Source organism: Bifidobacterium primatium, from assembly GCF_002802875.1.
GTDB lineage: Bacteria > Actinomycetota > Actinomycetes > Actinomycetales > Bifidobacteriaceae > Galliscardovia > Galliscardovia primatium.
This window is the reverse complement of record NZ_PEBI01000003.1, coordinates 295,488-320,108: the sequence shown is the minus strand read 5'-3', so window position 1 is coordinate 320,108 and position 24,621 is coordinate 295,488. Positions and strand designations below refer to the sequence as shown.

Genomic DNA, 24,621 nt, shown 5'->3' with positions numbered 1-24,621 from the left:
CTACATGGCAGAGAACAACACTGAAGCCACCAAGGTTGCCATCAACGACATCGGCACCGAAGAGGACTTCATCAAGGCAGTCGATTCCACCATCAAGAACTTCGATGATGGTGATCTGGTCGAAGGTACCGTCGTTAAGATCGATCGCGACGAGGTGCTCCTGGATATCGGCTACAAGACCGAGGGTGTGATTCCCTCCCGCGAGCTTTCCATCAAGAAGGACGTCGATCCTGACGATGTCGTCGAGGTCGGCGACACCGTCGAGGCCCTTGTCATCACCAAGGAAGACAAGGAAGGCCGTCTGATTCTGTCCAAGAAGCGCGCCCAGTACGAGCGCGCCTGGGGCGATGTTGAGAAGATCAAGGAAGCCGATGGCGTTGTCGAAGGCACCGTCATCGAAGCCGTCAAGGGCGGTCTTATCGTCGACATCGGCCTGCGTGGCTTCCTGCCCGCCTCCCTCGTCGAGATGCGCCGCGTGCGCGACCTGGCCCCGTACATCGGCCAGAAGATCCAGGCCAAGATCCTGGAGCTCGACAAGAACCGCAACAACGTGGTCCTGTCCCGTCGTCAGTACCTCGAGGAGACCCAGTCCGAAGTCCGCGAGACCTTCCTCTCGCAGCTCAAGAAGGGCCAGATTCGCGAGGGCGTCATCAGCTCCATCGTCAACTTCGGCGCCTTCGTCGATCTCGGTGGTGTTGACGGCCTGATCCACGTCTCCGAGCTTTCCTGGAAGCACATCGACCACCCGTCCGAGGTCGTCAAGGTCGGCGACAAGGTCACCGTCGAGGTGCTCGACGTCGATCTCGACCGCGAGCGCATCTCCCTGTCCCTCAAGGCGACCCAGGAGGATCCGTGGCAGCGCTTCGCCCGCACCCACGTTCCCGGCCAGATCGTCAAGGGCAAGGTCACCAAGATCGTCCAGTTCGGTGTGTTCATCTCCGTGGACGACGGCATCGAGGGTCTGGTGCACATCTCCGAGCTGGCCAACCGCCACGTGGAGAACCCGGAGACCGTCGTCAAGCCGGGCGAAGAGGTGTTCGTCAAGGTGATCGACGTCGATCTCGATCGTCGTCGCATCTCCCTGTCCCTCAAGCAGGCCAACGACTCCGTTGACATCTCCTCCGAGGACTTCGATCCGGCTCTGTACGGCATGCCGGCCGAGTACGACGAGCAGGGCAACTACAAGTACCCCGAAGGCTTCGACCCGGAGACCAACGAATGGATCGCCGGCTACGAGAAGCAGCGCGAGGAGTGGGAAGCCCAGTACGCCGCCGCCCACGATCTGTGGGAGCAGCACAAGGAGTTCGTGGCCAAGGAGCTCGAGAACGCCGAAGCCTCCGCCGCCGCCGATGGCCAGGGCGAGCCGAAGGAAGAGAAGGTGGAGGAGACCTCCAACTACTCTTCCGAGAGCACGTCCGAAGGCACTCTCGCCGATTCCGATCAGCTTGCCGCCCTGCGCGAGCAGCTGCTCAACGAGAAGAAGTGAGCCAGCCTTCAGCGTTGACTGACTGAATGAGAAACCCGGTTGTCATTACCCATGGCAACCGGGTTTCTCTGTAGACTGGCAGATGTAGGCCGGGAGGAACGGAGCGGTTCGGCAAGGCGACGATGCTCTGTCGTCCGGCATCCGGAAGGGAGCATGCATGTTCACACGTGTCGGACTGACCGGCGGCATAGCCGCGGGGAAAAGCACGGTCGCATCACGATTCGTCGAGCTGGGCGCCTACGTCATCGATTATGACAGGCTTGCCCGCGCCGCCGTGGAGAAGGGCAGCGAAGGGCTCGCGCAGATCATCGCATGCTTCGGGCGCCACGCCCGTGGAAGGGACGGCGAACTCAACAGACAATGGATGGCCGACCATGTGTTCGGGAATCCCGAACGTCTGCACGAATTGAACCGCATCGTCCATCCCATCGTGTTCCGCGAGGCCGGCAGGCTGGAGTACCAGTGGATCGACTCGCATCCCGAGCCCAAGGACGGCACGCGGCGTCTGGTCATTCATGACATCCCCTTGCTGGTAGAGACGTCGCGGTGGGACTATTTCGACGCCATCATCACCGTGGAGGCCCCCGAGGAGACGCGAATCCGACGCATGGTCAGGAACCGCGGCATGACTCGCGCCGCCGCCAAGGCCCGCATCCGGAACCAGGCGACGCAACAGCAGCGTTTCGACATCAGCGACTATGTCATCGATTCCACAAAGCCCATCGAACAGATGTTCGAGGATGTTGATAGGCTGTATCGCATACTGACGCATCCGTCGTATTAGATTCGCAAACGACCGTCCGTGGAATCCGCGCGGAACGGGGCAAGGTGGGGCAATGGGATACAACATCGAACGCATCGACAAACCCTTCGTGGTCAAATCCCCCTATAAGCCAAGCGGCGACCAGCCCCAGGCCATCGAGGAGCTCGCCAGACGCATCGAGAACGGTGAGAACGATGTGGTGCTCATGGGCGCCACCGGCACCGGAAAGACCGCGACGACGGCCTGGCTCATCGAGCGTCTTCAACGGCCGACGCTGATCCTGGAGCCGAACAAGACGCTTGCCGCGCAGCTGTGCGCGGAGTTCCGCGAGCTCATGCCCGACAACGCCGTCAGCTACTTCGTGAGCTACTACGACTACTACCAGCCCGAGGCATACATCCCGCAGACCGACACCTACATCGAGAAGGACTCGAACATCAACGACGACGTGGAGCGCCTGCGCCACGCCGCCACCGCCAATCTGCTGACACGGCGAGACTGCGTGGTGGTGGCCACGGTCAGCTGCATCTACGGTCTGGGAACCCCGGAGGAATACGCAGGTCGCATGCTGTTTCTCAAGGAGGGGCAACAAATCGATCGCGACGACCTGCTGCGCCGGTTCGTCGACATGCAGTACAAGCGTAACGACATCGCCTTCACCCGAGGCACGTTCCGCGTCCGCGGCGACACCGTCGAGATTATCCCCGTCTACGAGGAACTGGCCATCCGCATCGAATTCTTCGGCGACGAGATCGACCGCATCTCGACGCTGCATCCGCTCACCGGCGACGAGATAGCACACGAGCCTCAGGTGCACATCTTCCCCGCATCACACTATGTGGCCGGCCCGGAGCGTATGGAACGCGCGCTCAAGACCATCCGCGAGGAACTCGACGAGCGTGTGGCACAGCTGAAGAAGCAGGGCAAGGATCTCGAGGCGCAGCGACTCACCCAACGCACCACCTATGATCTGGAGATGCTCACGCAGATCGGCGTCTGCCAAGGCGTGGAGAACTACTCGCGGCATTTCGACGGCCGTGCCCCCGGCACGCCGCCGCACACCCTGCTGGATTTCTTCCCCGACGATTTCCTGCTGGTCATCGACGAATCCCATGTGACCATCCCCCAGATAGGCGCCATGTACGAGGGCGACGCCTCCCGCAAGCGCACGCTGGTCGAGCACGGTTTCCGTCTGCCCAGCGCCATGGACAACCGGCCGCTCAAATGGGACGAGTTCCTCGAACGCATCGGTCAGACCGTATACCTCTCCGCCACGCCGGGCGACTATGAGCTCGGACTCTCCGATGGCGTGGTGGAGCAGATCATCAGGCCGACGGGTCTGGTCGACCCGAAGATCGACGTGCGGCCCGTCGAAGGGCAGGTCGATGATCTGCTTGGCGAGATCAAGGACCGGGTGGCCAGGAACGAACGCGTGCTGGTCACCACACTGACCAAGAAGATGGCCGAGGACCTCACCGACTATCTGCTGGAACGCGACATCAAGGTGGAATATCTGCATTCGGACGTCGACACGCTGCGCCGAGTGGAGCTCCTGCGCGAACTGAGGGAGGGCAAGATCGACGTGATCGTCGGCATCAACCTGCTGCGCGAGGGCCTCGACCTGCCGGAGGTCTCGTTGGTGGCGATCCTCGACGCCGACAAGGAGGGGTTCCTGCGGTCATACAGTTCGCTCATCCAGACCATCGGCCGCGCCGCCCGCAACGTGTCCGGCACGGTCATCATGTACGCCGACCATCGTACCGATGCCATGACCAAGGCAATCAACGAGACCAACCGTCGTCGCACGAGGCAGATCGAATACAACAGGGAGCATGGCATCGACCCGAAGCCGCTGATCAAAAAGATCAGCGACGTCAACGACATGCTCGCCAAGGAGGATGTCGACACCCAGACCCTGCTCGAAGGAGGGTACCGTAACGCGAACAAGGCCGGAAACTCCCATCTCGGCGTACCGACGTTCAATGCGGACGAAGCCGACAGACGGCACAGGGAGATTCTCGAGGCCGGGCTTCCCGCGCAGGACCTCGCCGACCTCATCCGGCAGCTCAGCGAACAGATGCACACCGCGGCGGAACAGCTGCAGTTCGAACTGGCGGCCCGTCTGCGCGACGAGATCCGCGACCTGAAGAAGGAACTGCGGCAGATGACCGAAGCGCAGAAATAGCCGGTGAAGGACTGAGGGGGTAGTATCGATTGCGGGATACGCGTATGGTGCGGACGCGCCCGCACCATACTACGGCGTGAACGGCAACCGAGCAAAGGAGCGTCATGATGACCAAGGGCAATCAGTCAGGCCACGATTCGCGTTCGGGACGCATCGCCTCATATGCGGTGGTGACGGTCCTCGCCGTGGCGATGCTGGTGTTCGTGGGCGTCAGATACAGCTGGTGGCTGTCGCTGATACTGCTTGTCGTCATGGTTCCCGCCGGTCTTTCCACGCTGTATCTGAATCTCCATCCGGAACGTACCGGCGGCCGCAGCATGCTCGGCGTATCCGATGCCTCGACGCTGCTTGACCCGTTCAAGGGTGGGAGGGGAACCGCGCAGGACCGTCCGGACTCCGGGAAATCCGGCGAATGACACCTTGAACCATGTGGTATGGGCTTTTCGTCCGAAGGCCGATTCCTTTGTAAAAAAACGTCAGAGTTTCCATACCGGCTCTTGTGCCGTCACAAACCTTCCGTATAGTGATGTCACATGGCTGAGACTCCACTGTGGTTTATGGTGAGCACGTTTGTCGTGCTCGCCGTGTTCTTTATCATCGATCTGTTCGTCATCGGACGGCGGCCGCATGTGCCGTCCACCAGGGAATGCGTGCAGCATATCGCGTTCTTCGTCGTCATGGCATTGATCTTCGGCGGCATCGTATGGGGTGTCGCCGGATCCAAACCCGCCATCGAGTTCTATTCCGGCTGGCTCACCGAGTATTCTCTGAGCATCGACAACCTGTTCGTGTTCGTCATCATCATGGCCAATTTCGCCGTGCCCAAGCAGTTGCAGAAGTTCGTACTGTCCATCGGCATCACCATTGCGCTGGTGCTGCGAGGCATCTTCATCCTGCTCGGCGCCGCGATCATCACACGGTTCACCTGGGTGTTCTTCCTGTTCGGTGCCTTCCTGCTCGTCACGGCGTTCAAACTCGCCTTCGGCAAGGACGACGACGAGGAATACCATGAGAACGCCCTGATCTCGACGCTGCGCAAGGTCATCCGCATCTCCGACGAATATGATGGCGAGCGTCTGCGCACCACGAAGAACGGTGTGAAGTACTGGACCCCGATGCTCATCGTGTTCCTCGCCATCGGCACCACCGACGTCATGTTCGCCTTCGACTCCATTCCCGCGATCTTCGGTCTGACCAAGGACCCGTTCATCGTGTTCACCTCGAACGTGTTCGCACTCCTGGGCCTGCAGCAGCTGTACTTCCTGCTGGGCGCGCTGCTCGACAAGCTCGTCTACCTGCCGGTGGGTCTGTCCGTGGTGCTCGGCTTCATCGGCGTGAAGCTCATCATGGAGGCCCTGCACGCCAACACGCTACCGTTCATCAACGGCGGCCAGCCCATCCACGCCGTGCCCGAGGTGCCCACCTGGCTCTCGCTTGCCGTCATCGTCGTGTCCATCGGCACCGCGGCCCTTGCCAGTGTGCTCAAGATGCGCAAGATCGACGCCCAAGCCGAAAAGGACTGAACCGCGGTTCCGGCCGAGAACGGAGCATCCGACGACGTCCGGTCCCATTCGCGATAGACAAGCTCATCGCCCCGTCCGTGGTACCCGCGGGCGGGGCGTTTTGCTATTGTTATCGTGTCCAATCCTGACCGACCGTCCGCGTCTTGGCGTCCATTGCGCGTCATCAGGTGTTCATGCAACACGCCGTCGCGGTTATCAATCAGGTCTTGAACAGCTAGTAAGCTAATCCATGGCAACAGCGGGGACGTTCCCTGATCCCCGTCCGTCTAGAAGGAATAGGCAGGCAATATGCGTAAAGCCAAGATCGTAGATACCATCGGACCCGCCACCGAGTCTCTCGAGAACATCACCAAGCTCGTCGAAGCGGGCATGGACGTCGCTCGACTGAACCGCTCCCATGGCACGCCCGAGGATCATCTGAGGGTCTACAACAACCTCCGTGAGGCCGGCAAGACCGTTGGTCGCAATGTCGCCGCCCTGGTTGATCTGCAGGGCCCGAAGATTCGTTGCGGCTGGTTCAAGAAGAACGCTGAAGGCGAAGACAAGGTCATCCTCAAGGAAGGCCAGGAGTTCGTCATCACCACCGACGACATCGAAGGCGACGAGCACATCACCTCCACCACGTTCAAGGGCCTGCCGGGCGACTGCCACCCCGGTGATCCGATCCTGATCGACGACGGCAAGGTCCGCCTCGAGGTCACCAAGGTCGAAGGCAACAACGTCCACACCAAGGTCGTCGTGGCCGGACCGGTCTCCTCTCACAAGGGCATCAACCTGCCGGGCGTGGCCGTGAGCCTGCCCGCCCTGACCGAGAAGGACGAGGCCGACCTGCGTTGGGCCATCCGCACCGGCGCCGACATCATCGCCATGTCCTTCGTGCGTTTCGCTTCCGACATCGACCGCGCCCACGAGATCATGGACGAGGAAGGCCGTCGCATCCCGATCGTCGCCAAGATCGAGAAGCCGCAGGCCCTCGAGAACCTCGAGGACATCGTCAAGGCCTTCGACGGCATCATGGCCGCCCGTGGCGACATGGCCGTCGAGTGCCCGCTGGAAGAGGTTCCGCTGGCCACCAAGCGCATCATCGAGCTGGCCCGTCAGTACGCCAAGCCCGTCATCGTGGCCACCGAGGTCCTGGGCTCCATGGTCCACTCCCCGGTTCCGTCCCGCGCCGAGGCTTCCGACTGCGCCAACGCCGTGCTTGACGGCGCCGACGCCACCATGACCTCCAACGAGACCGCCGTCGGCCAGTACCCGACCGAGACCGTGGCCACCATGTCCCGCATCTCCGGCTACGCCACCGAGCACGGCTTCGACCGTATCCCGGAGCTCAAGAACCTCGACATGTCCAAGTCCGGCGCCGTTTCCTCCGCCGCCGTGGATCTCGCCGACAAGCTCAACGCGAAGGCCATCGTCGCCTTCACGCAGACCGGTGACACCGTGCACCGCGTCTCCCGCGAGCGTCCGGCCGCCCCGATTTACGCCCTGACCGCCAACGAGCACACCTACCACTGGCTGGCTCTGAGCTGGGGCACCGAGGCGTTCCTGCTCGACAAGGACTACCACGACATGACCCGCAAGGAAGTCATGGCCCTCACCGACGCCACCCTGAAGGCCGCCGGCAAGGTCGAGGACGGCGACCACATCGTCGTGCTCAGCTGCTCCCAGGGCGATCACAAGCCGGGCAGCACCGACTCCATCTACGTGCACACCGTCGGCCACAAGGCCTGATTCCGTGCATCGGATTTGATGTCATCGTCGCCGTATGAACGGTGACGACAAGAGGCCTGCTTGCCGTGTCTCAAGGACACGCAGGCAGGTCTCTTGTGTTTGTCAGAACCATGAACATGGTGTAATGTACATCTGGTGCCGCCCCGGTATCCCAATTGGTAGAGGAGACAGCCTCAAAATCTGTACAGTGTGGGTTCGAGTCCCACCCGGGGCACAGGTATCGACAGGGCCGGAAATCCAATGTTTCCGGCCCTGTTCCGTATTCCATGACGTGGTGAAACACGCGAATTCCGTGCAATCGCCGGCGGATGCTATTCTGATACACTTGCAACAGGAAAAGGCAACTAGAATTCCGTAATTGGAGACATATCGGAGGCGTCCCCTCTGTCCGTCCATGACGGGTCGAACAGAAATGCCTCTCTGCCGTGTCTTCTTACAATGGAGTGAAGTGTCACCCGCATTCAAGCAGTTGAAAGGGTCGGAAATGGCAGACATTGACGTTGATGGAATGGTCGACGATTCCAAGGGTCGCACCGTAGTCGTGGCAGAGGACGAGGCCCTTATTCGTCTGGATATCGTGGAGTCGTTGCGTGGCGCCGGATACGACGTGGTCGGTGAGGCGGCCAGCGGTCAGGAGGCCGTGGACCTCGTCAAGGAGCTCGTGCCCGACGTGGTCGTCATGGACGTCAAGATGCCCGGAAAGGACGGCATCACCGCAGCGAAGGAGATCGCCGAGGAGAATCTCGCCCCGGTCGTGATGCTGACGGCGTTCTCCCAGCAGAATCTTGTGGAGAAGGCAGCCGACGCCGGTGCCATGGCCTATGTGGTCAAGCCGTTCGTTCCCGAAAAGCTGTTCCCCGCCCTTGAGGTTGCCATCAGCCGTTTCGACCAGATGAACGCGCTGCGTGACGAGGTCTCCGACATGAAGGCGCGTTTCGAAGCCCGCAAGCGGGTCGACCGTGCCAAGGGCCTGCTGATGGAGAACATGGGTCTGACCGAGTCCGAGGCGTTCCGCTGGATTCAGAAGACCTCGATGGACCGTCGACTCACCATGCAGGAGGTCGCGGACGCCGTCATCGAGCAGGTGCAGGGCTGAGAGCAGGTTCATGGTTCTGTCTTCGCAAAACACGATAGCGGGGGAGGCGACGGCAGAAAAGACACTGCTCGTCGTGGACGGCCATTCCCTGGCCTTCCGGGCGTATTTCGCCCTCCCCGCCGAAAACTTCACCACATCCTCCGGCTTCGCCACCAATGCGGTATGGGGCTTCGCCAACATGCTGACGCGTGTCATCCTCGACAACAAGCCCACGCATGTCGCCGTGGCCTTCGACGTCAAGGGCGGCACATTCCGCAACGATTTGCTGCCCCAGTACAAGGGCACACGTGACGCGGCGCCGGAGGACCTGCTTCCGCAGATACCGGTCATTCAGGACATGCTCCGCGCATTGGGCGTCACCTACATCGAAAAGCCGGGATTCGAAGGCGACGATGTCATCGGCACACTGGCCTCCATGGGGGAGAGGTCCGGCTTCCGCACGCTCGTGCTTTCCGGCGACAGGGATGCATTCCAGCTCATCGACGATTCGATCACGGTGCTGTACCCCGGCCATCATTTCAAGGACCTGCGTCATATGACGCCACAGTCGGTCGTGGACAAGTACAAGGTCACGCCGCAGCAGTATCCCGATCTGGCGGCGTTGCGCGGCGAGACCGCGGACAACATTCCCGGCGTCCCCGGCGTGGGCGACGGCTTCGCGGCCAAATGGCTGAACCTGTACGGCTCGCTGGACGGCATCATCGAACATGCCGAGGAAATCAAGGGCAAGAAGGGCGAGGCCCTTCGGGAAAACATCGAGCAGGTCAAACTGAACCGACGGGTCAACGCCCTAGTGCGTGATCTCGACCTTGGAGTCGACATCGGCGAACTGGTGCTTTCGCCGCCGAACATCACGGCATTGGACAACCTGTTCACGAAGCTCGAATTCGGTCCGCGTACGAAAAGCCGTGTACTCAAGGCGTTTCCCGACGGATTCGAGGACGAGAGCCTGAAAGCCGCGATGGACGATGCGGTCGAGGACGATTTCGAGGATCCGCTTGTTGACATTCTCGACGGTTCGGCCGATGTGGAATCCTCCGTGCGCTCGTGGATCGGCGAACACATTGAGACCGGTGCGAATCGGCAGGATGCGGACGCGTTCTGGGTGCTGCATGCGGAAGGCACCACCCGATACGGTGTGAGCACGCTGAAATCCTTGACTCTTCTGGCCCCCGACAACCATGTCGTCGTACTGGAAGGCGATTGGCCGTCCCTGGTCTCGGACGTCGTCGTTGCCTTGGCATCCGCGCATGCCGACGGACTTGCCATGCACGGGTACAAGGAGCAGTCCCATCTTCTTTCGGCGGCCGGCATCGAGGTGCCGCTGCCATGGTTCGATACGCAGCTGGCCGGATACCTCGTGGAATCGGATTTCCATCCCGATTCGTTGGATGCCGCCGCCGAGCATTTCCTCGACCTGCATGTCGAAGAGGAGGAGACCTCGTCCCAGGGCGAGCTGTCGCTCGATCTGGATGATGACTCCGATGACGGCGATGCTACGGCCGCGAAGATCCCGGCGCATCATGCGGCGTGCGTGGCCGCGCTGGTCCGACATCTGCGGCCGATGACGCTCGACCGCAAGCAGGACGACATCATGCGCAGGATTGAGCTTCCCGTATCACGGGTACTGGCCGGCATGGAATCCGTCGGCGCGGCTGTGGACGAAGGCAGGCTCATCGGCATGCGTGACCGGTTCGCCACGGAGGCGCGTGACGCCCAGGAACAGGCGTGGCAGGCCGCCGGCAGGCGCATCAATCTGCAAAGCCCCAAGCAGCTGCAAGCCGTACTGTTCGACGACATGCAGCTTCGTGGGACACGCAAGACCAAGACCGGTGGATACACCACCGACGCCGCCGCACTCCAGGAAATGGTCGTGCGCAATGTCGGCAACGAACGGGCGACCACATTCCTTGTAGCGCTGCTGAGGCATCGTGAGACCAACAAGCTCAAGCAGATCGTGCAGAGCCTGCTTGACGAGGTCAATCACGATGATGGTCGCATCCACACCACGTTCGAGCAGACCGTCGCCGCCACGGGACGTCTGAGCTCCGCCGCCCCGAATCTGCAGAACATTCCCAACCGCAACGCGGCCGGTCGTGAAATCCGCAGCGCGTTCGTGCCCGGCGAAGGATTCGTCTCCCTGCTGAGCTGCGATTACTCGCAGGTGGAGCTGCGCATCATGGCGCATTGCTCCGGCGACGAGTCGCTGATCGAGGCGTTCCGTTCGGGAGCCGACTTCCACCGGTACGTGGCCTCGCTCGTCTACGAGGTTCCGATGGATGAGATCACCGGCGACCAGCGTTCCCACGTCAAGGCGATGAGCTATGGCCTCGCATATGGCCTGAGCACGTATGGACTGGCCCAGCAGCTGAAGATCTCCCCGGCCGAGGCCGACGTGCTCAAGGAGAAGTACTTCGCCACGTTCGGCAAGGTCCATGACTATCTCGAGGGACTCGTGGCCGAGGCCAAGGACAAGGGGTACACGGAGACGATGTTCGGACGCCGCCGGTATTTCCCCGGACTGCGGTCCACGAACCGACGGGTCCGCGACGCGGCTGAACGCGGAGCCCTCAACGCTCCCATCCAGGGGTCGGCGGCCGACATCATGAAGCTCGCCATGATCAAGGCGGATGCCGAACTGCGTGAACACAACATGCGCAGTCGCATCATCCTGCAGATTCATGACGAACTCGTGCTGGAGGTGGCTCCCGGCGAAAGCGAGCAGGTCACGGCGCTGATTCGCGACGCCATGGAACACGCGGTGGATTTGGACGTGCCGCTGGACGTGTCCACTGGTATCGGCGACGACTGGCAGCTTGCCGCACACTGATTCCCGCAAACCCATAGCCGGTCGCACCGGCCCTAAGGAAGGATTCCCATGGTTGATTCCATCGATGTGAAGCAGGTCGTGGACGTTCTGGAGACACTGTATCCGCTGCGTTATGCGGAAGATTGGGACGCTCCGGGGCTGATCGTGGGAGATCCCTCATGGCCGGTGCGCAGAATCCACTGCGCGGTCGACCCGACACCCGAGACCGTGGATGAGGCGATCGCTTCCGGCGCCGGCATGCTCATCACCCACCATCCGCTGTTCTTCCGGTCGGTACATGAGGTCTCGGGCCTTGGGTTCCGCGGCGATATCGTCAACCGGCTCATCGAAAACCATTGCGCCCTGTGGGTGGGGCACACGAATGCCGATTCGGCCCATCGCGGCACCGCCCACGCATTCGCCGACCGACTGGGGTTGGTCGACCAGCGGCCGCTCGTGCCCGTTCATGATGAACGCAGCGAGTTTCCCGTTGGTCTCGGTCGTGTGGGAACACTGCCCGAGACCATGACCCTTCGTGATCTGGCCCGTTGCGTTGTGGAGCTTCTGCCGAAGACGAACATGGGCGTGCAGGTGGCCGGAGAACTGGACGCCCCGGTGCGACTCGTGGCCACTCTGCCCGGCTCGGGGGATTCACTGTTCGATGAGGTTCGTGCCAGTGGCGCCGACGTATACATCACCAGCGACCTGCGCCATCACCCGGCCACCGACGCCTGGCAGCAGGCACGATACGAGGCCCGTCTGCGCGAACGTGGATATCGGATCGGTTCCGGTGACGAAACGCCTCGGCCCGCATTGATCAATACGCCGCATTCCGCCATCGAGCGTTCCCTGTTCCATTATCTTGTGGGCGATGTGCGGGACGCCATCGAACAGGCATACGGTGTTGTCATGCCGATAACCCTGTCGCAGATCAACACCGACCCATGGTCTTTGCACTTGGCATAACCGGATTTCGAATCATCCCGCTTTCGGGATGGACGAGGCCCTTCTCCCGGAATTTTCGGGAGAAGGGCCTCGCATCATCATTCAATCAAATTCACTTGTTCAGACGGGTGAGCTTCAACGGGTCAAGCACGTCATCGAGAATCTCCTTGCGCACCATGCCTTCGTCGATGGCGACGTCATGCACGCTGCGACCTTCGGCAAGGGCCTTCTTCGCCAGACGCACGGCCTCCTCGTAGCCGACGTATCCGTTGAGCGACGTGGCCAGCGACGCGCTGTTCGTGGCGCGCGCCAGGCCGATCTGCTCGTTGACGGTGATGCCTTCCACGCAGTTGGTGCGCAGGGTATCCATGGCGTGGGCGAGAATTGCGATGCCATCGAGCAGCGAATGGGCGATGACCGGTTCGAAGGCGTTGAGCTGCAACTGGCCCGCCTCGGCGGCGCAGCTGACCGTGGTGTCCATGCCCATGACGGTGAATACGCTCTGGTTCACGCATTCGGGAATTACCGGGTTGATCTTGCCCGGCATGATGGAGGACCCCGCCTGACGTGCCGGAATGTGAATCTCCACCAGACCGGCTTGCGGGCCGCTGGTCAGCAGGCGAATGTCGTTCGCGATCTTGCCGAGATGCACGGCCAGACGTTTGATCTGCGACGACGTATCCACGAAGTCGGCCATGTCGCTGGTCGCGGCGATCGCATCCTCGGCGGCGGTAACCGATACGCCGGAGACGTTGCGCAGCTCCTTGGTCACGAGGCCGCGGAACCTCGCGTCCGCGCAGATGCCCGTGCCGATGGCGGTGCCTCCCAGATTCACTACGGACAGTCTGGCGATTTCGGCGTTGAGCTTCTTCGCATCGGCGGCCAGCACGGTGTGGAAGGCGCCGAACTCCTGGCCGAACGTCATGGGGACGGCGTCCTGCAGCTGGGTGCGGCCGAGCTTTACGATGTTCTCGGTGCGGTGGGAGAGCGCGAGGAACGACATGGCCAGGGCGTCACAGCTGCGGATCAGCGTACGCAGCGCGAAAACGAGCGACAGGCGGACCGCCGCAGGGTAGGTGTCGTTCGTGGACTGAGACTTGTTCACCGTGTCATTCGGATGGATGACCGCATAGTCTCCCTTCTCGTAACCGCCGATCTCGAGTGCGCGGTTGGCAATCACCTCGTTCATGTTCATGTTAGTGCTGGTGCCGGCGCCGCCCTGCAGCACATCGACGGGGAACTGGTCGTTGAATCCTCCGTCGTAGATGTCTCGGCAGGCGGCGTCGATGAGACGGCCCTGCGTCTTCGTGATGCCGCCGAGCTGCACGTTGGCGCGGGCGCACGCCTGCTTGACGAGCGCATACGCCTGGATGAGCTCCGGGTGACGGCTGACCGGCACGCCGGAGACGGGGAAGTTCTCGATGGCACGCTGTGTGTGGATTCCCCAGTACGCGCTCGCCGGCACCTGCAGCTCGCCGATGCAGTCATGCTCGGTCCGCGTGGCGTCGGCGGTGGTCGCGGTGGTGTGTACTGGTGTCAGAATCGCAGCGGTCATGGTGTTTCTCCCTCATGGTCCGGTCGTGTCAGACCCGAATCGGTCTGTGCTGTCGATGTTTCATTGCCGCCGTTGGGTGGCTGCAACAACAGTTCATGACCATACGCAGCGCATTCGTATCGTACAAGGGCACCACTTCCTTGAATTAACATAGGGAAAACCTATGCGATATAGAATGACACTCATGAAAACGTTGCAATCACGGCAAAACCATGACGTCGATCTCCATCGATCGCCGGCCCAGAGCGGTCAAAAAGGTAACATGACCGTAACACAGCTGCAGGCGTTCTACTATGCGGCCACATTGGAATCGTTCACTGCGGCCGCCGACTATCTCGGTATGACCCAGCCGACCGTTTCGGAGCTTGTACGCAAGATCGAATCGACATACGGGCTGCCGTTGTTCGTTCGCGGCGGCAGAAGACTGGTGCCGACCACCGCCGGGCGAACATTGCTGCCTTGGGCGAAACGTCTGCTCGACGGCATGCTCGGAGCCGAGACCGCCATGAACGCCCTGCTTACCGGAGAAGGCGGCACGGTCTCCTTCGGCATTCTGCGCAACGCCGGATATTACGGGCTTTCCGGTCTGGCCGCGGTCTTCTGCCGGGCCCACCCCAACGTTCATCTGCGGCTTGTCGGGCAGAACTCGTTCGAAGTGGCCGACGCCGTGCGCGACGGCGAGCTCGAAGGCGGTCTGCTCTGCCTTCCCGTTCCCTCCGACGGCTTGGAGATCGTGCCGCTCATGCGTCAGCAGATCGTATGGGCCAGTTCCAAGCCGGAGCGCTGCGCGAAGCCCATGCGTGTGGAGGACATCCCCAAGGAGCCGCTGATCCTGTATGACGCCCATCATGGATGGCATGACCCGTCCCGACGTCAGCTTGCCCAACAGGCGCAGATGAGGGGCGTGACCCTGGAGCCCATCATCGAAATCGAAACCGTCGGCGCGGCCGTCGACCTCGTGGCGCATGGACTGGGGGACACCATCCTGCCTCGCGCCGTGACCATGGACAAGGATTTCCCCACGTCGATCCATACCACGGCATTCGAGAAACCCATCTACGACACATTCGCCCTCGTCACGCGCAAAGGATGGGAGCTTTCCCCGATGGCCGGATACATCGCCGACCTTGCGGTCTCCATGCTGCTGTCGACGGCGGTGACCCGTGACGAGATCCTCTACGACGGACCGGTGAAACCGTTGGCCGCGTGATGATTCGCTTCGCGAGACGGCCGGTGTCCGGGCGTTCAGTTCCTCGGCGAGATGCGGGAATCACGCGGGACCACGCTCACCGGACGGCTCGTCATAAGCTGCGCATGCACGCGATCCGCCTCGATTGCGGCGATCTGACGTGAGAACACGATGAACCATCCCATGAACAGAATGCAGGCCAACGCCTCCACATTCGTCAGCGTGGTGCCGCCCTGCAGCCAGCGCACCCCCGCCACCGCAATCGCGACGATGATCAGATCGGACACCACATACATCGCCTTCGACAACTGCGGCGCCAGCCAGGGAAGAAATATCATGAGCAGGCTCATCGGCAGACTCAGGCCACGAGCGAATACGTTATGCAGTATGGGATGTGGCGTGTAGCGAAACAGCCCCACGCCGGCGAAGCACATGCCCGCCAACGTCAGCAGCACCGACAGGCAGATGATTCTCGCCCAGAAACGGGGGATGTCCACTTCGTCGGGCTTGCCCTCACCGGAGGGTTCCCCGTCATCGGACGATTTCTCGGCGGTGGCGTGCCACAGCATTCGCATGCGTTGCGTGGCGATGAGCTCGGACACGGCGAAATAACTCAGAATGACCACGCAGACACCGGCCAACACCAGTGTGGAGTTGAACATGCGGGCAGCAAAGGTGGTTCGGTCGCCAAGCTGGGAGAAATTGTTCTTCCACCAGTTCGGATCGTCGGAGGTCAGACCGGCCGTGGAGACACCCGACACCACGAACAGCGGCAGCAGCGAGGCGATGGTCTTCGAATTGAGCGAATCCGCCTGCACGAACACCAGATAGCCGGTCACGGCGGAGAACAGGGCGACCACGGCGGGAACGTACGAACTGAACGACCGCAGGCCCATCGTGCTGTTGATGACGCCGAACAGCGCATACATGCTCAGGAAGATTGTGGAGCCATAGACCACGGAAAGCGACAGCGTCTCAAACGCCCGTCGGACGGGAACGAACCATCCACGCTTCAGACTCCACGAATGCGAACGCCGGGAATACCCCACAATGAACGATACGACACCACATGCGGCGACCATGCCGGAGCACACCGCGAACAGACGACCGGAGACCAGCCAAATCGCCGAAGCAAAACCAAGATACAAATCGGCCACAACGCCGGAGGCGACGGCGCACACCAGTGACGCGATGAGACCGAGCGTCTCGGCCTGCTGATGCCTTCCCAATACTTCCTCCACCCGTGCCGTTGCCTGTTATACGCGATGCGTTGCACCCGTCCGAAGATGTATGATATGCGTTCGCAATACACATCCACTGTAGATTGCACTATAGATGCCAGGATAAAGACACAAAATATTCTGCGGATATGCCATATTCATTCCATTCATGGGTTATACTGATAACTCGTGTTCAGATTGGTCATCTGACGATGATGAATGCGACGGGCCATAGCGCAGTTTGGTAGCGCGCCTGCTTTGGGAGCAGGATGTCGTGGGTTCAAATCCCGCTGGCCCGACCGAAGTGGCGGAATTTCAACGTTTCTATGGTGTTGGAATTCCGCTGTTTTCACAATCGGGTACCTATCGGGTACATGGATGATGGAGGTCCTTCCTACGGGCGTGGGTGGACGATTTTGGTCTCCAGCCATTCCGCCAGGTCGCATGGGCGGTATCTTACGACCCGGCCGATTTTGACATACGGCAGTTCCCTTCTTTCGCTTCGCCATCGCGACAACGTGCTTACCGGTATGCCGAGAATCTTCGCCACCTGCGCCGGGGTGAGCAGATTCTCCTCGCTATCATCTTTGGTCATCATGCCTCTGGCTATGCGGGGCAACCGGTCGTCTCTGGACGCATAGAGGTCGGTATGGCACGAGCATGGATAAACGACCGGTGGCTTACCTCGGCACAAATAACGTTGGGGGATGGGTCGAAGACGCGTGTCGAGCCCTCTCCTCAAATGAAGCGGTCCTTGGCGCAGAACATGACGCACCCCGAGCGGGCGAAGGTACCGGAGGAATTCCGGACCGTGGAATTCGGCAAGGGGGCGAGATGGACCGTCTATTGGAACGCCGACGGGAAAAGGAAGAAGAGGAATTTCTCCGAATACCGCTTGGCCGAAGAGTTCAAGGCATCCGTTGAGGACGATATTCGATCCGGCCGGTACATCAACCCCGACAATCTGGAACGTACATTCAAGCAGATTGCGGATTCGTGGTCTTCCGGTCTGACCGGAACGGTTAAGGGTGCGACGGAGGGGCGTTACCTGCGCGAACTGCGCATATGGGTGCTCCCCCGATGGGGGCGAGTTCCCTTGGGGCGAATCACATCGACCTCCATACAGGCATGGGTGGCGCAACTGGTCAAGGGAACCGCTCCCAGAAACGGGAAAATCGGAGAACCCAGACCGCTTGCCCCCAAATCCATCCGATCGATCGTCAAGGTGGTTTTCAAGGGATGTCTGGATTACGCGGTCAAAGCAGGGTGGATGCAGTCCAACCCCGTGAACGACGTGAAAATCCCGAAGCAGACGGTTTCCGTACCGCGCGTGTATCTCACCCCTGAGGAGATTCACGCCATTGCATCCGAGATGAACGTACCTGACAGGTCAATGGTCTATCTGCTCGCATACACAGGCGTGCGCATAGGGGAGGCTGTGGCCCTACGCTGCGGTGACGTCGATTTCGATGCGGCGACCATATCCATAACCCGCACCCAGTCAGTGGATGCGGAAGGGCATGCCATTGAGACCACTCCGAAGAATGGCAGATCCCGTACGGTGCCTTTCCCGACGAAGCTGAAGCCAATGCTCATGGCCCTTACCGAGAGACAAGGGGACGACGACTATCTGTTTCGGGCACCACGCGGAGGACGTCATATCGTAAATAACTGGCGCAGTCGTATATGGAGACATGCTCTGCAAGCAGCCGGGCTGGACGGCGTTCGTGGGCTGTCCATTCATTCCCTAAGGCACTCGTATGCGTCCATCGCCATACGGAATGGGTGTGATGTGAAAACGTTGCAGAACGTTATGGGCCATGCCTCGGCCGCCGAGACGTTGGATACCTATGCCGACTTATGGCCGAATCGTGCAAGCGAGATTGCCGGGGCGATAAATGACGACGTGCTGCTATAGGTCCAATAGTCTGATTATTTGGCCCGTAGGTCGGGCCATGGCTCCGGAAGCAGGTCGGTCAAATCGACGCCAAGAACTTGGGCTATGGCCATGACGTTGTGGAGACTGGGATTCGCCGGAGTACCTGGCATGGACTCGCCCTTCTCGAATTTTTGGTACGTATACCGCGACAGGCCGGCGTCGTAGGCGACGCGTTCCTGCGACAGGCGTCTTTGCTGGCGCGCCCGCTGGAGGTTGACCCCCAGTCGTTTTACGTATTCGCGCCATTCGTCGTCTGCGGGGCTGGTCTTGGGCATGACATCCATGCTGAAACCTATGCAACATGTATATAGCCTCTCTTATATGGCTAAATGCAGTGGTGGGGGTCGGGGGTTGTTCATGCTCCGTCATATGGTGGATGCCATATATATGTGGCATACAAACGCATGTATAGCGCTTCCGCATGTCGGTTGTCGGGGTGTGGGGGTGTCCCGTTTCCATGGAGGAACCGAAGGAGAAACACATGAGCAAGGCATTGAAGGCCACGGTCGCCACGGTCGCGGCGGTGGCGTCGCTGGCGGGTCCGGCTGCGGCGAACGCGGCGGAGACGGCGCAACCGCAGTTGAAGGACGAGGAGGCGGCCGCTTCGGTCGCGCAGGCGCAGGCCAGCGTCCAGGCCGCGTCGGAGGCGAACGCCGCGGTGAAGGCGGCTCCGACCTCCAGCAAGGAGGCGCAGGCGAAGGCGGATGCCGCGCAGGCGAACCTCGAGAAGGCGCAGGCCGGTTTGAACGCCGCCGCACAGGCCCAATCGCAGGCCACGGCCAACCAGCAGCAGGCCCAGTCGAACGCGACCGCAGCACACAACGGCTACGCGACCGCGCAGCAGCGCGCCGACGAGGCCGGCACCAAGCGCGCCGAGGCGACGGCGCAGGCCCAGCAGGCCGCCAAGGACGCGGCCGCAGCCAGCCAGCAGGTGACGCAGGCCCAGCAGGCGCAGTCGGCCGCCAAGGGCCAGCTCGACACCGCGACCGCCGACCGTGACGCCAAGGCGCAGACGGAGGCGAAGGACGCGGCCGCCGAGAAGGCCGCACAGGCCGACGTGGACGCCAAGACCACGGCCAAGCAGAACGCCGTGGCCGAGCAGTCGAACGCGAACAAGGCGCTGTCCGACGCGCAGGCCGCCGACAAGGCCGCCGACCAGAAGGCCGCGGACGCGAAGAGCGAGGGCGAGCAGGCCGCGAAGGACAAGACGGCCGCCGACAAGGACGTGGCCTCGAAGACCACGGCCAAGCAGAACGCCGATGCGGATGCGAAGGCGAAGCTCGAGGCGTTCGACAAGGCCCAGAAGGCCGAGGCCGACGCCAAGACCGCGAAGGACGCGGCCGACCAGAAGGTCAAGGACCTGGAGTCGGGCGACGACGGGCTGGCGAAGCTCGCCGAGCAGCTGCAGGCCGCCAAGGACGCGCAGGCGAAGGCCGAGGCCGCCCAGAGCGCCGCCGACAAGGCGAAGGCCGACGCGGACAAGGCGAAGAGCGACAAGGCCTCCGACGCGCAGGCCAAGCAGGCCGACGCGCAGGCGAAGGCCGACGCCGCCAAGGCCGCGAAGGCGAAGGCCGACTCGGCCGACGAGAAGCTCAGCCAGGGGGTGGCCGGATACTACCTCGACAAGGGGGCTGTCGCTGCGTACAAGGCGCTTACCGACCCCACCTTCGCCACAAACCCCAACCGCAACCAGGCTGTCAAGGACCTCGCCAAGCTGGGCTATGACAATCCGGATTCGCCGACGAACATCGACAACGTCATCGCCGCGCTGAAGCTCATCAAGCGCGCCAACGAGCTGCGCGCCACCCAGGGTCTGCCCGCCCTCAAGGTCAACGACATGATCATGGCGACCTCCGCCCTGAGCGCCCTGCGCGGCTCCATGATCGGCAACCACTCCGGCATCGTCGGCACCGAAAACCTGGCGATGGGCTACGATCCGAACCTCAACGACACCGACAACACGGACGGCCCGTTCGGCGGCTGGTGGTTCGCCGAGAAGGAGCAGTACGACAAGGGCGTGACGGACTTCAACCGGACCGGCCACTACCAGAACCTCATCAACACGTACAACGACGTGGCCGGCGCTGCCGTCGTGGGCGCGGGCGCGGAGGGCAACGTCTTCGGCGGCTACGTCTCCCAGATGGGCTTCGGCACCAGCGACTTCTACGGGCAGTCCGAGGGCTCCCGCACCATGACCGTCGACGACTACATCGCCGACCTGACCGCATGGCGCGACGCCCTGAAGAACGCGGGCGCGGACTACCAGAAGGCCCAGAGCGCCGCCGACACGGCCGCCAAGGACTCCGAGGCCGCCGCCAAGGCTTTGGTCGCCGCGACCGAGCAGGCCGCCAAGGCGCAGCAGGCCGCCGAGCAGGCCGCCAAGGACTCCGCCGCGGCCGCGAAGGCCGTCGAGGAGGCGCAGAAGCGCTACGACGAGGCCGTGGCCGCGCAGGGCGACAAGGCGCAGGCGCTGAAGGACGCGAAGGCCGACCAGACCGCCAAGACCGAAGCCTACGAGACCGCCAAGGCCGCCACCGCCACCGCCAAGACCGAGTCCGACACGGCCGCGAAGACCGCCTCGGACGCCGCCGACGCGCTGACGGCCGCACAGCAGGCCCAGTCGAAGGCGCAGCAGGCCGTGGACGCGGCCGCCGCCAAGGCCGAACAGGCGGTCAAGGACAAGGCCGCCGCCCAGCAGGCCATCACGGCCGCACAGGACCGCATCGCCAAGGCCGACAAGGCCGTTGCCGACGCCGACACGGCCCTCAAGGCCGCGGAGAAGACGCTGGAGACGGCCAAGGTCACGCACGCCGCCAGCAGCGCCGCCGTGAAGGACGCGCAGGCGAAGGTCGACGCCGCCAAGGCCACGTACGACGCGAGGACCGCGGACCTGACGGCCGCGAACAAGGCCCTGTCCGACGCCGAGGCCCGCGGCAAGGCCGCGCAGGCCGTCATCGACTCCTACGCCAACGTGGAGCAGGAGCTGGCCGACGCCAAGGCCAAGGCCGAGGCCGCCGACAAGGCCCTCGCCGAGGCCAACGCCGCCAAGAAGACCGCCGACGAGAACTACGCCAAGGCGAAGAAGGCGTACGACGCCGCCAAGGCCGACAAGACCGCCAGCGACAAGGAGCTCGCCGCCGCCAAGAAGGCCGAAGCCGAGGCCAAGAAGAAGGCCGACGAGGCCAAGAAGGCCCAGACCGCCAAGGCCGAAGCCGCACGCAAGGCCAAGGCCGCCGCCGAAGCCAAGGCCAAGGCCGCCAAGGAGGCCAAGGCTCGCGCTGCGGCCGTCGCCACCGGCGACGTGAAGACCGCCGGCGTCTCCGAGAACGGCCTCGCCCACACGGGCACGGAGTCCACCGTCATCCTCGGCCTGACCGCCATCATGGCCGTGGCCGGCGCCGGCAGCGTCCTCATGCGCCGCCGCTACGCCAAGCACGCCGCCGGCTGGACCGACACCCAAAGCCTCATCGAAGGCTGACAGCCGGCCATAGGACGCTGACACATTAGAGCCCCATCTTCTCCATGATCGGAGGGATGGGGTTCTTGTTTTCCATGGCCTATTCCCGAAGGTAAATATCGATGCGGAGTTAACCGCGATTATTACCAAGGCGCCCCGCCGGGCCTACGGCCCGTCGGGGCTTGGCCGCGCAAGCGCGGCCCATGGAAGAATCCGCCGCATCAGACGACGGAGTCTGGCGACGCGTGGTCGGGGGAATAAGGAACGCGCAGGCGCGCACCCGTATAGGGACGCCGGCGTGGCAAGCCGGCGGCGATGATGTCTTTCCCGGATCCCGGCCTTGGCCGGGATGGCCCTGTTTTGGCGTTTCCGGCATCACCACGATAGCGGTGGCGTCGCGGACGTCCAACCGGCCCACACACGGCACGGAGTGTTCCGGCTGGACGTCCGCGACGCCACCACAGTCCTGGAGCCAGCCGGAAACGGCAAAAACAAAAAAGCAACAGGCGAAAGGACGGACAATGACACAACACAACATGCAGCATGACCGGGAGCTATGGGAGCTTCTGGACCGGACGGAGACCGGTCTGACCCCGCAACAGTGTCTGCGTCTTACCACCCTGATAGGGGAATCCATCATGTCGGTCTGCCATAGGGACGCCATCCTGTGCAAGGCGATGGACCCCACACTGAGCCAACGGCAGTTCATGGCAATCATCCAAGCACCGGCCGATGCCAAGACAGCGCGCATCGTGACCGATATCGTGACCACAGCCTACAACGCCACCACTCGGCAGATACGCGCCATCATGCACGGCCGTGCCGATGACATGACCGCCATCATCATGGATGCGGCGCAGCAAGCGCTTCCGGCACGGGCGCAATGCCTCGCCGTCATCGCCTACCTGCAGTGGATGCAGGGCTTGACGGATGAAGCCGAGACCGCAGCCATCATGGCCCTCAACATCGATGCCGATATCACATTGGCGACCACGATACTGACTGCCATCCACCATGGACTGCATTCCACACGGAGTTAACCGCGATTATTACCAAGGCTTCGCTGCTCGCATAGCCCCTGCATGAGGGGACATTCTCAGCCCTGATACAGCGACAGACAAGGAGTGATCCATGAAGCATATGCCCATTTCCGTGCCGGCCCTCGGTCCGACATTGTTCGTCTCAGTCGAACCGCGACTCGATCAGGAAGGCAAGCAGCGTCTGCGTGACGGCGTGCCCGAGCAGACCACGCATATTCTCATCCAGCCCGAAAATGGCAAGCCTGAGGTCATCGACGTCAACGTGCCCAGCATGACACCCCTCGCCATCGCCCAGATGACGCCAGTCAGCATCGAGAACCTCACGGCATCCCAGTGGTCGATTGACGGACGCGCCGGAATCACCATGCGGGCGGACGCCATCAGACCCTCCGGCACCCCCGTCCCTGCGAGCATCCCCGTCCCCGCGGATGACGACGAGTTCAATCAGGAATAACGATGGTGGCACCCGCAGGCAACGTTCGCGGGTGCCATCAACCCCGGTATCAGGAGGCATACATGCTTGATTTTCTCACCGCCTATTGGCCCATCATCCTCATTGCCCTTGTGGGACTCGTCTGCCTATCGGTGGTCTGTTACGCGGCTTATGTCACGCAGGACGTCAGCAGGACCGTCGAATCCCTGCTGGGAATGGCCGAGGACAAGAAACCACGCATCTGGTATGGGCCGTGGGGGCTCCCCCAATTCATACCATGGACCATGGGACGGGCCCGCAGCATTCGCATAACCGTGCCCGTGCGCGATGTCCCCGCCATCAAAGACATGGAGAAGGCCAATCAGAAGGCCACCGAACTACGGGACGCGCTGTCTATGGGCGGGGCTGAATCCCTGCCGGTAAAACACCGACGCCGTACATGGATCCTCACACGATGACGCCACGCCTGCCACGCCTATTCAAGCGTGGCGAACAGCGGAAGCGGCCGGCCGGTGCGCTTCCGCTGGGCTTCCATGACACCGAACGCCGGCGCTGGGTGTCCCTGCCCATGACGCACACCTACATCTGCGGCTTGACCGGTTCCGGCAAAAGCCAGATCATCACCAATCTGCTCGTCAACATGGCCGACGCGATCGCCGAAGGAAAAGTACTCACCTACGGGGTGGACCTCAAGGACGGTGTGGAGATGTCCGCCTATGGGCGGCTTATCGGACGTCTTGCCACCGAAAAGACCGCGGCGTCGGACATGTTTTCGGATCTACGAAATGAGCTTGCCAAACGGAACCGTATGCTTATCGAACAGCACCGGAGGAAAGTCGGCATCGGCCAGGAAACACCTCTTCTGTTGGTAATCCTCGATGAGGCCGCGGAGCTGCGGGGAGACTCCGAAGCCGCGACACGCAAGCTGCTCGCCCCCTTGGATTCGTTGCTCCGACTAGGGCGCAGCGCAGGGCTGATGGTCATCGCATCCAGTCAGGACCCCAGAAAGGAAAGCTTCAAACTACGTGACCGCTTCCCCTCCCGTATCGCCCTACGTCTCAATTCCATAGAGGAATCACGCTTGCTCATGGGCGAGGATGCCCTGCAGGCGGGCTGCGCCCCATGGCTCATCCCCCTGGACAGGCCGGGCACGGGATGGATATGGGATACGCGCATGGCCACGCGCTTCAGGGTCCCCTTCATCGACGATACGCAACTGGAACAGTACCGGACATAGCCGCAGATATGAC

At 62.1% G+C, this 24,621-nt stretch carries 20 protein-coding genes and 2 tRNA genes; 18 read left to right on the top strand and 4 right to left on the bottom strand.

Features of this window, described 5'->3' with window-relative positions:
• Positions 1-4: 4 nt before the first annotated feature.
• The 10 genes from rpsA (at position 5) to CS006_RS07405 (ending at position 12,559) form a co-directional block, all read left to right on the top strand.
• Complete coding sequence (rpsA, locus tag CS006_RS07450) at positions 5-1,486, top strand: 30S ribosomal protein S1 (RefSeq protein ID WP_100511179.1); 1,482 nt, start codon at positions 5-7, stop codon at positions 1,484-1,486.
• Between the two features lie 157 nt (positions 1,487-1,643).
• Positions 1,644-2,270: a dephospho-CoA kinase gene (gene coaE, locus CS006_RS07445; RefSeq protein ID WP_100511178.1), complete on the top strand. Its 627-nt coding sequence runs from the start codon at positions 1,644-1,646 to the stop codon at positions 2,268-2,270.
• Between the two features lie 52 nt (positions 2,271-2,322).
• Positions 2,323-4,434, top strand: a complete 2,112-nt coding sequence (uvrB, locus tag CS006_RS07440; RefSeq protein WP_100511177.1) for an excinuclease ABC subunit UvrB — start codon at positions 2,323-2,325, stop codon at positions 4,432-4,434.
• Positions 4,435-4,541: 107 nt separating this feature from the next.
• Positions 4,542-4,850, top strand: coding sequence for a hypothetical protein (locus tag CS006_RS07435; protein ID WP_133119546.1), 309 nt, complete (start codon positions 4,542-4,544; stop codon positions 4,848-4,850).
• Between the two features lie 117 nt (positions 4,851-4,967).
• Positions 4,968-5,957: a TerC family protein gene (locus CS006_RS07430; protein ID WP_100511175.1), complete on the top strand. Its 990-nt coding sequence runs from the start codon at positions 4,968-4,970 to the stop codon at positions 5,955-5,957.
• Between the two features lie 288 nt (positions 5,958-6,245).
• Positions 6,246-7,688, top strand: a complete 1,443-nt coding sequence (pyk, locus tag CS006_RS07425; RefSeq protein ID WP_100511174.1) for a pyruvate kinase — start codon at positions 6,246-6,248, stop codon at positions 7,686-7,688.
• Positions 7,689-7,828: 140 nt separating this feature from the next.
• Positions 7,829-7,902: transfer RNA gene (locus tag CS006_RS07420), tRNA-Leu, on the top strand.
• A gap of 270 nt (positions 7,903-8,172) precedes the next feature.
• The gene (locus CS006_RS07415; protein ID WP_100511173.1) at positions 8,173-8,784 is read left to right on the top strand and encodes an ANTAR domain-containing response regulator; all 612 of its coding nucleotides are present in this window, start codon (positions 8,173-8,175) and stop codon (positions 8,782-8,784) included.
• Between the two features lie 10 nt (positions 8,785-8,794).
• A complete protein-coding gene (polA, locus tag CS006_RS07410) occupies positions 8,795-11,614 on the top strand; it encodes a DNA polymerase I (protein WP_100511172.1) in 2,820 nt (939 codons plus the stop codon).
• A 48-nt stretch (positions 11,615-11,662) separates the two neighbouring features.
• A complete protein-coding gene (locus CS006_RS07405) occupies positions 11,663-12,559 on the top strand; it encodes a Nif3-like dinuclear metal center hexameric protein (protein WP_100511171.1) in 897 nt (298 codons plus the stop codon).
• 91 nt (positions 12,560-12,650) lie between these two features.
• Here CS006_RS07405 and CS006_RS07400 read toward each other — a convergent pair whose 3' ends face one another.
• On the bottom strand, positions 12,651-14,093 hold the full coding sequence (locus CS006_RS07400; protein ID WP_100511170.1) for an aspartate ammonia-lyase: 1,443 nt from the start codon (positions 14,091-14,093) through the stop codon (positions 12,651-12,653).
• Positions 14,094-14,355: 262 nt separating this feature from the next.
• Between CS006_RS07400 and CS006_RS07395 the strand changes: the two genes are divergently transcribed.
• Positions 14,356-15,303 (top strand): LysR family transcriptional regulator, encoded by a 948-nt coding sequence (locus CS006_RS07395; RefSeq protein WP_100511169.1) that lies wholly within the window; start codon positions 14,356-14,358, stop codon positions 15,301-15,303.
• A 35-nt stretch (positions 15,304-15,338) separates the two neighbouring features.
• On the opposite strand, the gene CS006_RS07390 is transcribed toward CS006_RS07395, so the two are convergent.
• A complete protein-coding gene (locus tag CS006_RS07390) occupies positions 15,339-16,511 on the bottom strand; it encodes an ABC transporter permease (protein WP_100511168.1) in 1,173 nt (390 codons plus the stop codon).
• Positions 16,512-16,727: 216 nt separating this feature from the next.
• On the opposite strand from CS006_RS07390, the gene CS006_RS07385 reads away from it, so the two are divergent.
• Positions 16,728-16,801: transfer RNA gene (locus tag CS006_RS07385), tRNA-Pro, on the top strand.
• Between the two features lie 95 nt (positions 16,802-16,896).
• Here CS006_RS07385 and CS006_RS11130 read toward each other — a convergent pair.
• Positions 16,897-17,097, bottom strand: coding sequence for a helix-turn-helix domain-containing protein (locus tag CS006_RS11130; RefSeq protein WP_207760021.1), 201 nt, complete (start codon positions 17,095-17,097; stop codon positions 16,897-16,899).
• 159 nt (positions 17,098-17,256) lie between these two features.
• On the opposite strand from CS006_RS11130, the gene CS006_RS07375 reads away from it, so the two are divergent.
• Positions 17,257-18,420 carry a tyrosine-type recombinase/integrase gene (locus CS006_RS07375; protein ID WP_165777286.1) on the top strand — a complete coding sequence of 388 codons (1,164 nt, stop codon included), beginning with the start codon at positions 17,257-17,259 and terminating at the stop codon, positions 18,418-18,420.
• A 14-nt stretch (positions 18,421-18,434) separates the two neighbouring features.
• On the opposite strand, the gene CS006_RS07370 is transcribed toward CS006_RS07375, so the two are convergent.
• Positions 18,435-18,716 carry a helix-turn-helix domain-containing protein gene (locus CS006_RS07370; protein ID WP_100511165.1) on the bottom strand — a complete coding sequence of 94 codons (282 nt, stop codon included), beginning with the start codon at positions 18,714-18,716 and terminating at the stop codon, positions 18,435-18,437.
• Positions 18,717-18,922: 206 nt separating this feature from the next.
• Here CS006_RS07370 and CS006_RS07365 point away from each other — a divergent pair, with 206 nt between their 5' ends.
• The 5 genes from CS006_RS07365 (at position 18,923) to CS006_RS07345 (ending at position 24,608) form a co-directional block, all read left to right on the top strand.
• Entirely contained in the window at positions 18,923-21,919 is a 2,997-nt protein-coding gene (locus CS006_RS07365; RefSeq protein ID WP_100511164.1) for a CAP domain-containing protein, read from the top strand.
• Positions 21,920-22,419: 500 nt separating this feature from the next.
• Positions 22,420-22,938 (top strand): hypothetical protein, encoded by a 519-nt coding sequence (locus tag CS006_RS07360; protein ID WP_100511163.1) that lies wholly within the window; start codon positions 22,420-22,422, stop codon positions 22,936-22,938.
• A 91-nt stretch (positions 22,939-23,029) separates the two neighbouring features.
• A complete protein-coding gene (locus CS006_RS07355) occupies positions 23,030-23,392 on the top strand; it encodes a hypothetical protein (protein ID WP_100511162.1) in 363 nt (120 codons plus the stop codon).
• A 62-nt stretch (positions 23,393-23,454) separates the two neighbouring features.
• Entirely contained in the window at positions 23,455-23,829 is a 375-nt protein-coding gene (locus tag CS006_RS07350) for a hypothetical protein (protein WP_133119545.1), read from the top strand.
• Positions 23,826-24,608, top strand: a complete 783-nt coding sequence (locus CS006_RS07345; protein ID WP_165777284.1) for a type IV secretory system conjugative DNA transfer family protein — start codon at positions 23,826-23,828, stop codon at positions 24,606-24,608. The genes CS006_RS07350 and CS006_RS07345 overlap by 4 nt, the downstream gene beginning before the upstream one ends.
• Positions 24,609-24,621: the final 13 nt, after the last annotated feature.

Coding starts and splice junctions, on each gene's coding strand:
- CS006_RS07415 (WP_100511173.1), top strand. CDS start 8,173: ATGGCAGACATTGACGTTGATGGAATGGTCGACGATTCCAAGGGTCGC.
- CS006_RS07430 (WP_100511175.1), top strand. CDS start 4,968: ATGGCTGAGACTCCACTGTGGTTTATGGTGAGCACGTTTGTCGTGCTC.
- CS006_RS07350 (WP_133119545.1), top strand. CDS start 23,455: ATGCTTGATTTTCTCACCGCCTATTGGCCCATCATCCTCATTGCCCTT.
- uvrB (WP_100511177.1), top strand. CDS start 2,323: ATGGGATACAACATCGAACGCATCGACAAACCCTTCGTGGTCAAATCC.
- CS006_RS07345 (WP_165777284.1), top strand. CDS start 23,826: ATGACGCCACGCCTGCCACGCCTATTCAAGCGTGGCGAACAGCGGAAG.
- pyk (WP_100511174.1), top strand. CDS start 6,246: ATGCGTAAAGCCAAGATCGTAGATACCATCGGACCCGCCACCGAGTCT.
- CS006_RS07435 (WP_133119546.1), top strand. CDS start 4,542: ATGACCAAGGGCAATCAGTCAGGCCACGATTCGCGTTCGGGACGCATC.
- CS006_RS07365 (WP_100511164.1), top strand. CDS start 18,923: ATGAGCAAGGCATTGAAGGCCACGGTCGCCACGGTCGCGGCGGTGGCG.
- coaE (WP_100511178.1), top strand. CDS start 1,644: ATGTTCACACGTGTCGGACTGACCGGCGGCATAGCCGCGGGGAAAAGC.
- CS006_RS07405 (WP_100511171.1), top strand. CDS start 11,663: ATGGTTGATTCCATCGATGTGAAGCAGGTCGTGGACGTTCTGGAGACA.
- CS006_RS07395 (WP_100511169.1), top strand. CDS start 14,356: ATGACCGTAACACAGCTGCAGGCGTTCTACTATGCGGCCACATTGGAA.
- rpsA (WP_100511179.1), top strand. CDS start 5: ATGGCAGAGAACAACACTGAAGCCACCAAGGTTGCCATCAACGACATC.
- polA (WP_100511172.1), top strand. CDS start 8,795: ATGGTTCTGTCTTCGCAAAACACGATAGCGGGGGAGGCGACGGCAGAA.
- CS006_RS07370 (WP_100511165.1), bottom strand. CDS start 18,716: ATGCCCAAGACCAGCCCCGCAGACGACGAATGGCGCGAATACGTAAAA.
- CS006_RS07355 (WP_100511162.1), top strand. CDS start 23,030: ATGAAGCATATGCCCATTTCCGTGCCGGCCCTCGGTCCGACATTGTTC.
- CS006_RS07360 (WP_100511163.1), top strand. CDS start 22,420: ATGACACAACACAACATGCAGCATGACCGGGAGCTATGGGAGCTTCTG.
- CS006_RS07400 (WP_100511170.1), bottom strand. CDS start 14,093: ATGACCGCTGCGATTCTGACACCAGTACACACCACCGCGACCACCGCC.
- CS006_RS11130 (WP_207760021.1), bottom strand. CDS start 17,097: ATGACCAAAGATGATAGCGAGGAGAATCTGCTCACCCCGGCGCAGGTG.